The organism is Actinoplanes sp. NPDC049668 (assembly GCF_044465445.1).
In the GTDB taxonomy this organism is placed as follows: domain Bacteria; phylum Actinomycetota; class Actinomycetes; order Mycobacteriales; family Micromonosporaceae; genus Actinoplanes.
Map to the genome: position 1 here is coordinate 706,269 of NZ_JBITLR010000006.1, position 14,407 is coordinate 720,675.

The following is a 14,407-nucleotide window of genomic DNA, read 5'->3' on the forward strand; positions in this document are numbered from 1 at the left end:
GGAGCGCACCGTGATCGATGGACGCACAGGCTGTGCGGCACCCCCGGCGGCCTCCCGTCGTTGCGGTCGAGCGGTTGAGGGAGGATGGGCGTCGTGACCGCCGACCATTACTTCAGCGCCGAACCCGCCGCGCCCGACAATCGGAGCCGCATCGAGTTCACCGCCGCCGGGCGGGCCTATGCCCTCACTGTCGCGGCGGGTGTGTTCTCCGCCGGGCGGCTCGACCCCGGCACCGCCGTACTGCTGCGCAAGGCGGACCTGCCGACGGCCGCCGCCGGCGGCACCTTCCTCGACCTCGGGTGTGGCTACGGCCCGATCGCGTGCGTGCTCGCCACCGAGGCGCCGGCGGCGACCGTGTGGGCGATCGACGTCAACGCCCGGGCCCGCGACCTGACCGCGGCGAACGCGGCCGCGCTGGGCCTCGTCGGTCGAGTGAAGGTGGCGTCCCCGGACGACGTGCCCGGTGACGTGGGGTTCGACGAGATCTGGAGCAACCCGCCGACCCATGTCGGCAAGGCCGAGCTGCACGCCCTGCTGGAGCGGTGGCTGCCCCGGCTGAAGCCCGCCGGCGTCGCCTGGGTCGTGATCAACCGGAACCTGGGCGGTGACTCGCTGCACGCCTGGCTCACGTCGCTGGGCTGGGACGTGGCGCGTACGGCGAGCCAGCGGGGTTTCCGGGTGCTGCGCGTGAGCCGGAAAACCGGCTGACCCGCCGACGGTTGTCGGGGAGGATGCTCGCGTGGGTTATGTAGACGTCTCAGGCGTCGGATTCGTGCTGCCGGACGGCCGCGAGCTCTTCTCCGACGTGTCGTTCCGGGTCGGCGAGGGCGCGAAGGTGGCGCTGGTCGGCCCGAACGGCGCCGGCAAGACCACCCTGCTGCGGATGGTCGCCGGGGACACGCCCACGCCGGTCGGCAGCATCGCCCGCGCGGGCGGGCTCGGGGTCATGCGGCAGTTCATCGGCATGATCGGCGATGACCGTACCCTCGAGGATCTGGCTTTGTCCCTGGTCGCGCCGCCGCTGCGCGCGGCCGGCGGTGCGCTCGCGGCCGCGCAGGCCGCGCTGGATGCGAGCCCCGACGCGGAGAAGGCGCAGCTCGGGTACGCCAACGCGATCGCCGGCTGGGGCGAGGCCGGCGGTTACGACGCCGAGGTGCTCTTCGACGTCGTGGCCGTGTCCATTCTCGGCAAGCCGTGGGACGAGGTCCGGCACCGCGGGGTGCGCACGCTCTCCGGCGGCCAGCAGAAGCGGTTCGCCCTCGACCTGCTGCTGCGCGGCGGCGACGAGGTGCTGCTGCTCGACGAGCCGGACAACTTCCTGGACGTGCCGGGCAAGCGCTGGCTGGAGGCCCGGCTGCGGGAGTCGCCGAAGTCGGTGCTCTACGTGTCGCACGACCGGGAGCTGCTGGCGCAGACCGCGGATCGGGTCGTCGCCGTCGAGGGCGGCGGCGCGTGGACGCACCCGGGCGGCTTCGCGTCGTGGCACGAGGCCCGCTCGGATCGCCACGAACGCCTGCTCGAGCTGCGCCGGCGCTGGGACGAGGAGCACGAGAAGCTCCGCGAGCTGGTGTTCACGCTGAAGAACAAGGCGGCGTACAACGACGGGCTGGCCTCGCGTTATCAGGCGGCGCAGACCCGCCTGCGCAAGTTCGAGGAGGCCGGGCCGCCGCCGCTGCCGCCCAAGGAGCAGTCGCTGCGGATGAACCTGCGCGGCGGGCGTACCGGCAAGCGCGCGGTGATGTGCACGGGCCTGGAGCTGGAGAACCTGACGTTCCCGTTCGACCTGGAGATCTGGTACGGCGACCGGGTAGCGGTGCTCGGCGCGAACGGCACCGGCAAGAGCCACTTCCTGCGGCTGCTGGCCGCCGGCGGCACCGCGCCCGATGTGGACAACAAGCCGGTCGACGGCGCGCCGCTGGCGCACGTGGCGCACAGCGGCGTGGCGCGGCTCGGCGCCCGCGTCCGGCCCGGCCACTTCTCGCAGACGCATGACCGCCCGGAGCTGCTGAAACGCACCCTGGTCGAGATTCTGTGGCGCGGCGACGACCACCGCAGCGGCACGGACCGGGCCGGCGCGATGAAGGCGCTCAACCGCTACGAGCTCGCGGCGCAGGGCGACCAGGTCTTCGGCACGCTCTCGGGCGGCCAGCAGGCGCGGTTCCTGGTGCTGCTGCTGGAGCTCTCCGGCGCGACCGTGCTGCTGCTCGACGAGCCGACGGACAACCTGGACCTGGCCTCGGCGGAGGCGCTCGAGGAGGGGCTGCAGGCGTTCGAGGGCACGGTGATCGCGGTGACGCACGACCGCTGGTTCACCCGGGGCTTCGATCGCTTCGTGCTGTTCCAGGGCGACGGCGAGGTCGTGGAGACCCCGGAACCGGTCTGGGACGTCCGCTGATCCGGCGGTGACGCGCGTCACCCATGTTGATCATGGATGACCTGATGCCTGATTTTCGCGGGCGAAAGGCCTGCGTGCGTGCTCTCCGAGGTGGTGTGGACACCCACTGTGGAGCGACGAGGGGGCTTTACGGCCGGCCCGGTGCGGGGTTACGGTCTGCGCGGAACCAACCCCACGGGAGTCCGGTGCACCGGGCTGAGAGGGGGGCTGTCGCTGCCCCCGACCGTCGAACCTGATCCGGATCATGCCGGCGCAGGGAGGAGCGCGTTGTGGGCCCTGATTTCCCGCACCTTCATCTCATCACCGACGCCCGGCGCGGGCGTGCGCCGCTGGCCGTCGTCGCCGCCGTGGTCGCCGCGGCGCGCGGGCGCGGCGCGACCGGGCGACTGGCGGTCCAGGTCCGCGTCGAGGACGACGCCACCGACCGGGAGACGTACGAGCTGGCCGACGCCGTGCTGGAGCTCTGCCGGCCGCACGGCGTGATGTGCCTGGTCAACGACCGGTTGCATGTAGCGCTGGCGGTCGGCGCGGACGGCGGGCACGTCGGCGCCGCCGACCTTCCCGTCGCGGCGGCGCGCCGGGTGCTCGGGCCCGCCGGCGTGCTCGGCGCCACCTGCCGCGACGCGGCGGCCGCCCGGGCGGCACGGCGCGCGGGCGCGTCCTATCTGGGCGTCGGGCCGGCGTACGTGACCGCGACCAAGTCCGGCCTGCCGGATCCGCTGGGCCCGGCCGTCGTCGGCGACGTCGCCGCCGCCGTCCCGGACACCCCGATCGTCGCGATCGGCGGCGTGACGGCCGCGAACGCGGGCGCGCTGATGGCCGCGGGAGCCGCCGCGGTCGCGGTCGTCGCCGCGATCGCGGACGCGGCGGATCCCGGGCGGGCCGCGGCGGAGCTGCTGGAGGTGCTCAAGTGAGCGAGGTCGTGGTCGTCGGCGGCGGCATCATCGGGCTCTGCATCGCCTGGCGATGTGCGCAGCGCGGGCTGGCGGTGACCGTCCACGACGACGGCGGGGACGGCGGCGCCTGGTACGCCGCCGCGGGAATGCTGGCGCCGGCCGGCGAGGCGGGCTTCGGGCAGGAGGCGCTGACCGAGCTCATGGTCGAGTCCGCGGGCCGGTGGCCCGGGTTCGCCGAGGAGCTGAGCCGGGCGTCCGGCATCGACGTCGGCTACGACCGCACGGGCACGCTGACCGTCGCGTTGACCGCCGACGACGTCGCCGCGGCGCAGCGGCTCTGGGCGTACCGGCGAGGGCTTGGTCTCGGGTTGAGCCCGCTCGGGCCGAGCGCGCTGCGCGAGCTGGAGCCGGCGCTCTCGCCGCGGCTGCGCGGCGGCGCGCACGCGCCCGACGACCGGCAGGTCGATCCGCGCCGGGTCGTCGCAGCGCTGCGCGCGGTCCTCGGGCCCGCCGTGCTCCGGCGCCGGGTGGACGAACTGCCGGCGGGCGTGCCGGTGGTGGTCGCGGCCGGGTCCGGGACCGCCGCGCTGACCGGGCTGCCGGTGCGGCCGGTGAAGGGGCTCGTGCTGCGGCTGCGCGGCGAGCCCGGCCTGCTGCGGCACGTGGTCAGCGGCTGGGCCGACGGGCGGCACGTCTATCTCGTGCCGCGCGCCGACGGCGAGGTCGTCGTCGGCGCCACCCAGGACGAGCGTCAGGACAGCACGGTGACCGCCGGGCAGGTCCTCGATCTGTTGCGGGCCGCCACCGACCTGGTACCCGAGCTGGGCGAGTGCGAGCTGACCGAGACCGTGGTGCGGCACCGGCCGGCGACCCCCGACAACGCGCCGCTGCTCGGCGCGCACACCGGCGGCCTGATCATCGCCGCCGGGCATCACCGCAACGGGGTGCTGCTCGCGCCCGTCACCGCCGACCTGATCGCCGAGCTGGTGGCGACCGGGAAGGCCGATCCGCTGCTGGACGCGTTCGCGCCGGGGAGGTTCGCATGAGGGTCATCGTCAACGGCGCCGCGCGCGACGTCGAAGTAGCCGACGTCGCGGCGCTGGTCGCGCAGCTGACCGAGGCCACCCGGGGGGTCGCGGTCGCCGTCAACGGCGAGGTCGTGCCGCGGTCGGCGTGGCCCGGCGCGCCGCTGCGCGACGGCGACCGCGTCGAGGTGCTCACGGCGGCGCAGGGTGGCTGACATGTTCGGCGAGTCCCGGCTGATCCTGGGCACCGGCGGCGCGGAGAGCCTGGCCGCGCTCGAGGCCGCCGTCATCGCCTCGGGCACCGAGATGGTCACCGTCGCGCTGCGCCGGGTGGACGCCGCCGGACCGGGGCTGCTGCCGATGCTGGACCGGCTCGGCATGCGGATCCTGCCCAACACGGCCGGCTGCTACACGGCCGCCGACGCGGTGAAGGCCGCACACCTGGCCCGGGAGGCCTTCGAGACCGACCTGGTGAAGCTCGAGGTCATCGGCGACGAGCGCACCCTGCTGCCGGACGGGGTCGAGCTGCTGCGTGCGGCGGAGACCCTGGTGGCGGACGGGTTCCAGGTGCTGCCGTACACCAGCGACGACCCGATCCTGGCCCGTCGGCTCGCCGACGCCGGGTGCGCGGCGGTGATGCCGGCGGGCGCGCCGATCGGCTCCGGGCTGGGCATCTCCAACCCGCACCACATTCGGCTCATCCGGGACAGCGTCGACGTGCCGGTGATCCTGGACGCGGGCATCGGCACCGCCTCGGACGCGGCGCTGGCCATGGAGCTGGGCTGCGACGCGGTGCTCATCGCGAGCGCGATCACCCGGGCCGAGGACCCGGCGCGGATGGCCGCCGCGATGCGGCACGCGGTGCGGGCCGGGCGGCTGGCCTTCGGCGCCGGCCGGATTCCCCGGCGCTTCCACGCGCTCGCGTCCACATCGGACGAGGGGCGGCCGGAGTGGTGATCCCGTCCGGCGTCGTCGTGCTCACGGACCGCCGGCTCGCGGCGCGGCCGCTCGTCGAGGTGGTCGCGGCCGCGGTCCGCGGCGGCGCGGGGTGGGTCATCCTGCGCGACAAGGACCTGGCGTACGCGGCCAGGCGCGCGCTGGCGACGGCCCTGCGGGCCGTGGTACCGCCGGGCCGGCTGGTGGTCGCCGGCCCGGATCCGCTCGGCGGCGACGCCGTGCACCTGTCGCGGACCGATCCCGTGCCGCCGGATGCCGGGATCGTCGGGCGCTCCTGCCACGGCGAGCCGCGACTCTCCACGGAGGACTATGTGACGCTCTCGCCGATCTACCCGACGGAAACCAAGCCCAGCTACGGCCCGGCGCTGGGCCCGGCGCGGGCCGCGGAGCTCGCCGGCGACGTGCCGTGGCTGGCCCTCGGCGGGATCGACTCGCCCGCGCGGGTCGCCGAGTGCATGGCGGCGGGCGCCGCCGGGGTCGCGGTGCTCGGCGCGGTGATGCGGGCGGCCGATCCGGAGGCCGTGACCGCCGGATTTGTGGCGGCGGTGCAGGCATGACGCCGACCGTGGTGCTGACCATCGCCGGCTCCGATTCCGGTGCGGGCGCCGGCATCCAGGCCGACCTGAAGACCTTCGCGGCGCTGGGCGTCTACGGCGTCTCGGTGCTCACCGCGGTGACCGCGCAGAACACGCTCGGCGTCACGGCGATCCACTCCGTGCCCGCCGAGGTGGTCGCCGCGCAGCTGACCGCGGTGCTCGACGACTTCACCGTCGCGGCCGTCAAGGTCGGCATGATCGGGGATCCCGAGGTCGCGGCCCTGCTCGCCGCGCGCGCCGCCGAGCTGCCGGAGCTGGTGGTGGATCCGGTGCTCGTCGCCACCAGCGGCAGCCGACTCTCCGGCGTCGCGGCCGTCGAGCCGCTGATCCCGTACCCCCGGGTCCTGACGCCGAACCGGCACGAGGCCGGCGCCCTGCTCGGGCGGGAGGTGGGCACGGCCGAGGAGATGGCCGATGCGGCCGCCGAACTCGCGGCCCGCGGGCCGGAGGCGGTGGTGGTGACCGGCAGCGAGCTGGCCGTCGACGTGCTGCACCACGACGGGCGCACGGTCGTGCTCTCCGGCGAGCCCGTCGCGACCGCCAACAATCACGGCTCGGGCTGCACGTTCTCGTCCGCGATAGCGGCCCGGCTGGCGCTGGGCGACGACGTCGTCGCCGCGGTGCGTTTCGCCAAGAAATACGTCGCCGGGGCGCTCGCCGGCGGCCAAAACTGGAAGCTCGGCCGGGGGCCGGGACCGCTGCACCACTTCGTCTGAGGGGTCGATCCGGCGATCGCGCGATCCCGTGCGGTCGCACGCCGCCCTGTTCGTCACGATTGGGGAGGAAATATGAGGCGCAAGGTGTACGTCGAGGGATCCCGGCCGGACCTGCGGGTGCCGTTCGCGGAGGTCGAGCTGTCGGGCGACAACCCGCCGGTGCGGCTGTACGACACGTCCGGGCCGGGCAGCGATCCCGCCGTCGGGCTGCCGCCGCTGCGCGGCCCCTGGATCGCCGAACGCGGCGACGTCGCGCCGGTCGCCGGCGCCGGCACGCCGCTGGCGGGGGAGCGGCCCACCCAGCTCGCGTACGCGCGGGCCGGGCTGGTCACCGCCGAGATGGAGTTCGTCGCGATCCGCGAGGGCGTCGAGCCCGAGGTGGTCCGCGAGGAGATCGCGGCCGGGCGGGCCGTGCTGCCGGCCAACGTCAACCACCCGGAGATCGAGCCGATGATCATCGGCTCGCGGTTCCTGGTGAAGGTCAACGCGAACATCGGCACGTCCGCGGTCACCTCCTCGATCGCCGAGGAGGTCGACAAGCTCACCTGGGCGACGAAGTGGGGCGCCGACACCGTGATGGACCTCTCGACCGGCAAGCGGATCCACGAGACGCGCGAGTCGATCGTGCGCAACTCGGCGGTGCCGATCGGGACCGTGCCGATCTACCAGGCGCTGGAGAAGGTCGACGGCGACCCGGTCAAGCTCAGCTGGGAGATCTTCCGGGAGACCGTGATCGAGCAGGCCGAGCAGGGCGTCGACTACATGACCGTGCACGCCGGGGTGCTGCTGCCGTACGTGCCGCTGGCCGTCGACCGGGTCACCGGGATCGTGTCGCGCGGCGGCTCGATCATGGCGGCGTGGTGCCTCGCCCATCACACCGAGAACTTCCTCTACACCAACTTCGCCGAGCTCTGCGAGATCCTGGCCCGCTACGACGTCACGTTCTCGCTCGGCGACGGCCTGCGGCCGGGCTCGATCGCGGACGCCAACGACGAGGCGCAGTTCGCGGAGCTGCGGACCCTCGGTGAGCTGACGCACGTCGCCTGGGAGCACGGCGTGCAGGTCATGATCGAAGGGCCGGGCCACGTGCCCATGCACAAGATCAAGGAGAATGTGGACCTGCAGCAGGAGCTGTGCGCCGGTGCCCCGTTCTACACGCTCGGCCCGCTGACGACGGACATCGCGCCCGCGTACGACCACATCACCTCGGCGATCGGCGCCGCGATGATCGGCATGTTCGGCACCGCGATGCTCTGCTACGTCACGCCGAAGGAGCACCTCGGGCTGCCGGACCGCGACGACGTGAAGGCCGGGGTGATCGCCTACAAGATCGCCGCGCACGCCGCCGACCTGGCCAAGGGCCACCCGGGCGCGCAGGACTGGGACAACGCGCTGAGCAAGGCGCGGTTCGAGTTCCGCTGGGAGGACCAGTTCAACCTGGCGCTCGACCCGGACACCGCCCGGGCGTACCACGACGCGACCCTGCCGGCCGCGCCCGCCAAGACCGCGCACTTCTGCTCGATGTGCGGCCCCAAGTTCTGCTCCATGAAGATCACCCAGGAGCTGAAGGAGTACGCCGCACGCGGGATGAAGGACAAGAGCGACGAGTTCGTGAACGCGGGAGGTCGCGTGTACCTCCCGGTCACGTCGCCTCAGAGCTTGTAGAAGTTGACGTAGTGGTCGGGGGTGAACCAGGTCTCGCGGGTGGACCGGTTCACCACGATCCGGTACGCGTCCCGCGCGGCGCCCCGGGCCCGGGGATAGACGTCGTACTCGCTGTAGGTGGCGTTGAGCGGCAGCTGCCGTTCGCGGTTCTGGAACGTGCCGCCGGTGTAGTTGTACTGCCCGTACGGCCAGCTGTACCAGCCCGCGCTGGTCGGCCAGCCCAGCGAGCTCCACCCGGTCCGCGCGGTGCGCGCGGCCGAGCAGCGCGACATCGTGCAGGTGGAGTAGACCGCGGCCTCGGCGGCCGGCGTGTGTGTCGGCGCCACCACGGCGGGGGCGACGAGGCCGGCGGTGGCGAGCGCGAAGGTGATCGCGATCGCCGACGCCAGGCGGCGTAGACGGGAGGGTCGGTGTGCGTCAGGGGTCATGGCGGACTCCGATGCGTCAGGGCCCATGGCGTTGGGCCGTGACTACATGGTCAGTCCGCCGGCGGACCCGCGGTACATCCCCGACTCGTCATTACATTGGTGTTCGACTATGTGTTGCCGGCTATTGGCCGAGGCCGCTGACCCAGTCCACGTAGTCGGAGTCCCGGCCGTGCCGGGGCTTGCCGTCCTGGCCCGGTTCGGCGTGGCGCTGCCGCGGCACCGGGGTGACCGACAGCGGCGCGCTGATCGGACTCGGCTGCGGCAGCGGCGCGCTGATCGCCGTCGGCTCCGGGACCAGCGGTTCGGCGTTCCGGCCCCGGGCGGGCCCGCCTCCGCCGGCCGGCGGGCGGCCGGTGAAGGCGTCCGCGACGTTCGCGCGCCGCCCCTTGCGGCGGGGCGTCGCCGGCTTGCGGGCGGCCACCGGCGCCGGTACCGCTGCTCCGGCCTGCGGCTCGGCGGCCGCCTCGGTGCTCGGCTCCGGCTTAACGCCGGAGGAGGTCTCCGCCGGGCGGGCGGGCGCACCGGGCGCCCCCGTGCCGGCGGCGGCGATCGCGGAGTCGGACCGGCCGGTCCGCTTCGGCAGCGGCGGCTTGTCCTGCCCCGGCGCGCCCGCGTCGTCGTCGTCCGGGCCGGGGCCGCGGCGCACGACCGCGGCGAGCACCGACCCGAGGACCCCGGCGCCGGCGGCGGTCATCGCGGCCCAGTAGGGCACCACCTGGTAGCGGTCGTCGCCCGCGCCCGGGCCCGCGATCAGGTACGCGAGCGTCAGCAGCGCCGGCCCGGCCAGCCCGGCCAGCGCGATGGTCAGGATGGGCAGTTCCCGGCGGCGCGCGACCCAGCCCAGCGCCAGGCCGATCAGAAACGCCAGCGCGGGCATCGTCGCCAGCGCGGTCCGCTGCGTCACCGCGGACGGCAGGAAGCCGGCGTCGAACACCCCGAGCCGGACGGCGGGCAGCGGGTCGCTCGGCGACAGCGACGGCGCGACCGAGATCACCGCGAGGACCCAGACCGCGATTGAAGTGACGACGATGCTCCACCGCGCCACCGCCTGCGCCAGCGCGGCCCACGCCGCGAAGATGCCGACCAGCGCGCCGAGCCCGGCGCAGATCGCGATCACGACGACCTCGTTGACGCCCGCGACCTGGGCCGTGCGGGCCGGCTGCATGGTCAGCGGCACCACCACGCCGGCGCCGAGCGCGGCCGCGAAGGAGAGCGCCAGCTCGGTGCCGACGCCGAGCCGGACCCGGTCCGGGTACCAGCGCCGCAGCAGCACCGCGCCGGCCAGCGCGCCGGCCGCGGCCGCCACCATCGCGAACCAGGCGATCCACGCGAGCTGCGCCGTCCACTGATCACGCGTGGTCACGTCCAGCACACGCGTGAGTCGCACGATGCCGAGCCCGTACGCCACGCCGAGCTGACTCGCGCCGGCCAGCGCGGCGACGCCAAGGGTGGCCGCCAACAGCTTGGCCCAGGTCCGAAATGCCATGCCAGGCACGTTACGGGCTGCTGTGGAGCGCGGCCAGTCCACGGCGCGCTTCTTAAGGCTGGCCAAACCTCCGGCTAGGCGGCGACTCCGCCGTCCTTCAACTCAACGATGCGGCCGATATACGCAGTGTCACCCGCGTTGGTCAGCATGTGTGTCTGGCCGGGCTCCCGGAACACCACGCCGCCGGTCTCCTCCTCGACGTCGATGCGCTCGCCCGCGGCCGTGTGGATCACGTTCCGGGCGCCCTGGACGGCGACCACCACGTACGCCAGGCCGTGGTGGTGCAGGGGCTGCGTCTCGCCCGGCCCGAGCGCGATGTGCCAGATCCGCACCCTGTCGTTCTCGAGCATGATCTGCTGCCCGACGGGGCTCAGCGCCTGATCGCTCACAGCTCTCCTACCTGGGGGAGGACCCGGGAAGCGATCAGCTCCACGTGGTCGAGGTCGTCCATCTCGATGATCCGCAGATGCACCCGGGTCGCGCCGATCGCGGCCAGCTCGCCGATCCGCTGCACGAGCGCGTCCGGCGATCCGACCACCGGATCCTCCGGCGGCAGGGCGCTCGGCACGTGCAGGGGCGCCGCCCGCCGCTGTGCCTCGGACTCGGTACGCCCGACGGCGACCACCACGCCCGCCGACAGCCGCAGGTCGCGCCCGTGGCGGGCGGCCGCCGCGCGTACCCGGGAGAAGCCCGCCGCCGTCTCCGCGACGGTCTTGAACGGCATGTTGAACTCGTCCGCGAAGCGGGCGGCGATCTCGGGCGTGCGCTTCGGGCCGCGGCCGCCGACGATGATCGGCGGCCCGGGGCGCTGCACCGGCTTGGGCAGCGCGGGCGCGTCGAGCAGCCGGTGGTGCTTGCCGTCGAAGGAGAACCGCTCGCCCTCCGCGGTCGCCCACAGCCCGGTGATGATCGCGAGCTGCTCCTCCAGCCGGTCGAAGCGCTCGGCCAGCGGCGGGAACGGGATGCCATACGAGGTGTGTTCGCGCTCCAGCCAGCCGGCGCCCATCCCGAGCTCGATCCGGCCGCCGCTCATCGCGTCCACCTGGGCCACCATGATCGCCAGTGGTCCGGGCAGCCGGAACGTCGCCGAGTTGACCAGCGTGCCCAGCCGGATCCGGGAGGTCTCCCGGGCCAGGCCGGCGCACGTGATCCAGGCGTCGGTCGGGCCGGGCAGCCCCAGGTCGGCGCCCATCGACTGGTAGTGGTCGGCGCGCAGGTAACCCTCGAAGCCCGCGTCCTCGGCGAGCCGGGCCAGCCGCAGCTGGTCCTCATAGGTCGCGCCGCGGTGCGGCTCGGTGAACAGGCAAACGCGCATGTGCCGTCCTATGCCATCAGCAGTTCGTGTAGCTCCGCGCTGCAGCGGGCCACCTCTTCGAGATGTGCACCCCGGCCGAGCGTGCGGGGCCGGGGGATCTTGATGTCGAGGACCTCGCGGATCCGGCCGGGGCGCGGGCTGAGCACGACCACCCGGTCGGCGAGCAGCACCGCCTCGTCGATCGAATGGGTGACGAAGACGATCGTGGTGCCCAGCTCCATGTGCACCCGCTGCAGCTCACCGGAGAGCTCCTCGCGGGTCAGCGCGTCCAGCGCGGAGAACGGCTCGTCCATGAGCATCAACCGCGGGTTGGCGATCAGCGAACGGCACAGCGCCACCCGCTGCTGCATGCCGCCGGAGAGCTCGTGCGGCAGCCGCTTCTCGAAGCCGGACAGGCCCGTCATGGCCAGCAGTTCGTGTGCGCGCGCCCGGTGCGCCGCCTTGCGCCAGCCGAAGATCTGCACCGGAAGCAGCACGTTGTCGAGCACCGAGCGCCAGGGAAGCAGGGCCGGGCGCTGGAACATCATGGCGATGTCGCGGCGCGGCCGGTCCACCAGGTCGCCGGAGACCCGTACCTCGCCGGCGGTCGCCGGCAGCAGGCCCGCGACCAACCGGAGCAGGGTGGACTTCCCGCAGCCCGAGCGGCCGAGGACGGCGACGAACTCGCCGTCGCCAACGTCCAGGTCGATCTCCCGTAGCGCCTCGACAGTGCCGCGACGGCCCGCGAACGTACGGGAGACGCCGGTGAGACGGATCATCTGCGCGCGCTCCCATAGGGTCGAGTCAATGCGCTGACACTGTAGCCATTCGGTGTTGCTAAGTGATGATCAGCCCGTCCACAAGGGTGTCCCGGACCCACCTGGCATCGATCATCGTTGTGGCTTCCCCTACGCTAACGCGCGAGTTTCGCAAAACACCTCCCGGCGCCGGCGCACCCTCCGCCCGACGCCGGCCAGCTCAACACCCTCGGTTGGGAAGGAATACGGTGCACAGAAGAACGTTCACTCGCACGCTCGTGGCCGCCGCGCTGGCCACGACCCTCGCCGCCGCAGCCGGTTGCAGCGACGACGGAGACGGCGGCGCGGACAGCGGTACGCAGGCGCTGGAGAAGATCACCTATCTGACCTCGTTCGGCAACTTCGGCCGCGACTCGTACGCCTACGTCGCGAAGGAGAAGGGCTACTTCCGCGACGCCGGCTTCGACGTCGAGATCAAGGCCGGTGCCGGCAGCGGCGAGAACATCAAGCAGATCGTCGCGGGCACGGCGCAGTTCACGCCGATCGACCTCACCGGCGGCCTGTTCGCCGCGGGCGGCAAGGGCAAGGTCACCGGCTTCACCGCGGTGGCGGCGATCCAGCAGCGCACCATGGCCGCGGTCATGTCCCTCGACGGCTACGGCATCAACTCGCCGAAGGACCTCGAGGGCAAGACCGTCGCCGACCTGCCCGGCTCGGTCGTGCGCAGCCTGTTCCCGACCTACGCGAAGGCGGCGAACATTGACCACAACAAGGTCACGTTCGTGAACGGGACGCCGCAGACGCTGTTCGGCACGCTCGCGCAGCACAAGGTGGACGGCATCGGCCAGTTCGTCGTCGGCAAGCCCACGATCGAGAACATCGCCAGGGGCAAGACCGCGGTCCTCCTGCCGTACAGCGACTACCTGCAGGACCTCTACGGCAACGCGCTGATCACCTCGACCAGCTACGCCAAGGCGAACCCGGAGAAGGTGAAGAAGTTCACCGCGGCCCTGCTCAAGGGCCTGCAGGACTCGATCACCAGCCCGGACGAGGCCGGCGCCGTCCTGAAGAAGAACGTGCCGACCGCCGACCCGAAGTCGGCCGCCGCCGAGCTGACGCTGATGGGCCCGTTCGTGCGCTCGGAGGCCTCCGGCGTGCCCGTCGGCGCGCTGGACAGCCAGCGGGTCGCGCGCAGCATCGCCATCCTCCAGGGCTCCGGTCAGATCGAGGCCGGGCTCACGCCCGAGCAGGTGATCGACTTCTCGCTGGTGCCGAACGCCTGATCCGGCTGCGGCGCGGGACCCGTCGCACGACGGGCGGGCCCCGCGCCGCCGGGGAGTTGGAGCTGTACAGATGACCGACCTGGCGACGGCACCCGTACCCGACGCGGCGACCTCGGCGGAACCCGCGCGCCGCCGCGGCCTCTCGGCCGTGGCCTGGCCGCTTCTCGGCCTGGCCATCGCGCTCGCCGTCTGGTGGGGCTGCACCGAGTTCTTCGCGATCAACACGGTCGTGCTGCCGTCGCCGCCCGACGTGGTCGACGGTTTCAACCGGTACCGCGAGTTCCTGCTCATCGAGACCTGGCACACCGCGTACGCGACGCTGCTGGGCTTCGGCCTGTCCGTGCTCGTCGGCGTGCTGATCGGCACGGCCATCGCGGCGTGGCGGCCGGTCGAGCGGATGTTCTCGCCGCTGCTCGTCGCGTTCAACGCGGTGCCGAAGGTGGCGCTCGCGCCGCTCATGCTGATCTGGTTCGGCTACGGGCGCACGCCGATCCTGGCGATGGCTTTCATGGTCTGCTTCTTCCCGATCGTGCTGTCCACCGCGACCGGCCTGACCAGCACCCCGGCCGACCTGGCCGAGCTGGTCCGGTCGATGGACGCCTCCCGGCTGCAGACCTTCGCCCGGGTGCGGCTGCCCGCGGCCCTTCCGCAGATCTTCGTCGGGCTCAAGGTGGCGATGCCGCTCGCGGTGATCGGCGTGGTCGTCGGCGAGATGCAGTACGGCGAGAGCGGACTCGGCACGATCATCGTGCAGACCAGTGGCCAGGGTGACACCGCAACGGCATTCGCCGCGATCAGTCTGTTAGCGGTGATCAGCATCGTCTTCTACTACATCCTGGTGCTTGTCGAAAGACTACTTCTCCCATGGGTACGGGCGACTACGTCGAGCCGCTGAGTGCGTACGCGAA

General features: G+C 73.0%; 16 protein-coding genes and 1 riboswitch. Of the genes, 11 read left to right on the plus strand and 5 right to left on the minus strand.

Translation table 11 applies throughout. The features are described from left to right. Positions 1-93 precede the first annotated feature (93 nt). The 9 genes from ACIBSW_RS27970 to thiC all read left to right on the plus strand — a co-directional run bounded on the left by ACIBSW_RS27970 (position 94) and on the right by thiC (position 8,250). Positions 94-708 carry a methyltransferase gene (locus tag ACIBSW_RS27970; RefSeq protein WP_354724975.1) on the plus strand — a complete coding sequence of 205 codons (615 nt, stop codon included), beginning with the start codon at positions 94-96 and terminating at the stop codon, positions 706-708. Between the two features lie 31 nt (positions 709-739). Then, positions 740-2,395: an ATP-binding cassette domain-containing protein gene (locus ACIBSW_RS27975; RefSeq protein WP_354724973.1), complete on the plus strand. Its 1,656-nt coding sequence runs from the start codon at positions 740-742 to the stop codon at positions 2,393-2,395. Positions 2,396-2,559: 164 nt separating this feature from the next. Then, a riboswitch (TPP riboswitch) is annotated at positions 2,560-2,671 on the plus strand. Then, positions 2,665-3,309 carry a thiamine phosphate synthase gene (gene thiE / locus ACIBSW_RS27980; protein ID WP_354724971.1) on the plus strand — a complete coding sequence of 215 codons (645 nt, stop codon included), beginning with the start codon at positions 2,665-2,667 and terminating at the stop codon, positions 3,307-3,309. It overlaps the preceding riboswitch by 7 nt. Next, on the plus strand, positions 3,306-4,337 hold the full coding sequence (gene thiO, locus ACIBSW_RS27985; RefSeq protein ID WP_354724969.1) for a glycine oxidase ThiO: 1,032 nt from the start codon (positions 3,306-3,308) through the stop codon (positions 4,335-4,337). The genes thiE and thiO overlap by 4 nt, the downstream gene beginning before the upstream one ends. After that, positions 4,334-4,531 (plus strand): sulfur carrier protein ThiS, encoded by a 198-nt coding sequence (gene thiS / locus ACIBSW_RS27990; RefSeq protein ID WP_354724967.1) that lies wholly within the window; start codon positions 4,334-4,336, stop codon positions 4,529-4,531. The genes thiO and thiS overlap by 4 nt, the downstream gene beginning before the upstream one ends. 1 nt (position 4,532) lies before the next feature. Next, positions 4,533-5,273: a thiazole synthase gene (locus ACIBSW_RS27995; protein WP_354724965.1), complete on the plus strand. Its 741-nt coding sequence runs from the start codon at positions 4,533-4,535 to the stop codon at positions 5,271-5,273. Next, positions 5,267-5,830 (plus strand): thiamine phosphate synthase, encoded by a 564-nt coding sequence (locus ACIBSW_RS28000; protein ID WP_354724963.1) that lies wholly within the window; start codon positions 5,267-5,269, stop codon positions 5,828-5,830. Before ACIBSW_RS27995 ends, ACIBSW_RS28000 begins: the two co-directional genes overlap by 7 nt. Further along, positions 5,827-6,585 (plus strand): bifunctional hydroxymethylpyrimidine kinase/phosphomethylpyrimidine kinase, encoded by a 759-nt coding sequence (gene thiD, locus ACIBSW_RS28005; protein ID WP_354724961.1) that lies wholly within the window; start codon positions 5,827-5,829, stop codon positions 6,583-6,585. Before ACIBSW_RS28000 ends, thiD begins: the two co-directional genes overlap by 4 nt. Before the next feature lie 72 nt (positions 6,586-6,657). Next, positions 6,658-8,250, plus strand: coding sequence for a phosphomethylpyrimidine synthase ThiC (gene thiC, locus ACIBSW_RS28010; protein WP_354724959.1), 1,593 nt, complete (start codon positions 6,658-6,660; stop codon positions 8,248-8,250). On the opposite strand, the gene ACIBSW_RS28015 is transcribed toward thiC, so the two are convergent. The 5 genes from ACIBSW_RS28015 to ACIBSW_RS28035 form a co-directional block, all read right to left on the minus strand. Next, positions 8,238-8,678, minus strand: coding sequence for a ribonuclease domain-containing protein (locus ACIBSW_RS28015; protein WP_354724957.1), 441 nt, complete (start codon positions 8,676-8,678; stop codon positions 8,238-8,240). The two genes, thiC and ACIBSW_RS28015, sit on opposite strands and share 13 nt — an antisense overlap. A gap of 121 nt (positions 8,679-8,799) precedes the next feature. Then, on the minus strand, positions 8,800-10,164 hold the full coding sequence (locus ACIBSW_RS28020) for a hypothetical protein (protein ID WP_354724955.1): 1,365 nt from the start codon (positions 10,162-10,164) through the stop codon (positions 8,800-8,802). A 74-nt stretch (positions 10,165-10,238) separates the two neighbouring features. Beyond that, positions 10,239-10,514: a cupin gene (locus tag ACIBSW_RS28025; protein ID WP_354725026.1), complete on the minus strand. Its 276-nt coding sequence runs from the start codon at positions 10,512-10,514 to the stop codon at positions 10,239-10,241. A 35-nt stretch (positions 10,515-10,549) separates the two neighbouring features. After that, positions 10,550-11,479: an LLM class F420-dependent oxidoreductase gene (locus ACIBSW_RS28030; protein ID WP_354724954.1), complete on the minus strand. Its 930-nt coding sequence runs from the start codon at positions 11,477-11,479 to the stop codon at positions 10,550-10,552. 8 nt (positions 11,480-11,487) lie between these two features. Further along, positions 11,488-12,237, minus strand: a complete 750-nt coding sequence (locus tag ACIBSW_RS28035) for an ABC transporter ATP-binding protein (RefSeq protein ID WP_354724952.1) — start codon at positions 12,235-12,237, stop codon at positions 11,488-11,490. A gap of 227 nt (positions 12,238-12,464) precedes the next feature. On the opposite strand from ACIBSW_RS28035, the gene ACIBSW_RS28040 reads away from it, so the two are divergent. Both ACIBSW_RS28040 and ACIBSW_RS28045 read left to right on the plus strand, forming a co-directional pair. Beyond that, a complete protein-coding gene (locus ACIBSW_RS28040) occupies positions 12,465-13,499 on the plus strand; it encodes an ABC transporter substrate-binding protein (RefSeq protein ID WP_404799472.1) in 1,035 nt (344 codons plus the stop codon). Between the two features lie 70 nt (positions 13,500-13,569). Then, positions 13,570-14,394 (plus strand): ABC transporter permease, encoded by an 825-nt coding sequence (locus ACIBSW_RS28045; protein ID WP_354724950.1) that lies wholly within the window; start codon positions 13,570-13,572, stop codon positions 14,392-14,394. The last annotated feature ends 13 nt before the right edge of the window (positions 14,395-14,407 follow it).

What these genes read in the sequence shown, in the direction of transcription:
- thiS (WP_354724967.1), top strand. Translation starts at nt 4,334, where the DNA reads ATGAGGGTCATCGTCAACGGCGCCGCGCGCGACGTCGAAGTAGCCGAC.
- ACIBSW_RS27995 (WP_354724965.1), top strand. Translation starts at nt 4,533, where the DNA reads ATGTTCGGCGAGTCCCGGCTGATCCTGGGCACCGGCGGCGCGGAGAGC.
- thiD (WP_354724961.1), top strand. Translation starts at nt 5,827, where the DNA reads ATGACGCCGACCGTGGTGCTGACCATCGCCGGCTCCGATTCCGGTGCG.
- thiC (WP_354724959.1), top strand. Translation starts at nt 6,658, where the DNA reads ATGAGGCGCAAGGTGTACGTCGAGGGATCCCGGCCGGACCTGCGGGTG.
- ACIBSW_RS28015 (WP_354724957.1), bottom strand. Translation starts at nt 8,678, where the DNA reads ATGACCCCTGACGCACACCGACCCTCCCGTCTACGCCGCCTGGCGTCG.
- ACIBSW_RS28020 (WP_354724955.1), bottom strand. Translation starts at nt 10,164, where the DNA reads ATGGCATTTCGGACCTGGGCCAAGCTGTTGGCGGCCACCCTTGGCGTC.
- ACIBSW_RS28025 (WP_354725026.1), bottom strand. Translation starts at nt 10,514, where the DNA reads ATGCTCGAGAACGACAGGGTGCGGATCTGGCACATCGCGCTCGGGCCG.
- ACIBSW_RS28030 (WP_354724954.1), bottom strand. Translation starts at nt 11,479, where the DNA reads ATGCGCGTTTGCCTGTTCACCGAGCCGCACCGCGGCGCGACCTATGAG.
- ACIBSW_RS28035 (WP_354724952.1), bottom strand. Translation starts at nt 12,237, where the DNA reads ATGATCCGTCTCACCGGCGTCTCCCGTACGTTCGCGGGCCGTCGCGGC.
- ACIBSW_RS28045 (WP_354724950.1), top strand. Translation starts at nt 13,570, where the DNA reads ATGACCGACCTGGCGACGGCACCCGTACCCGACGCGGCGACCTCGGCG.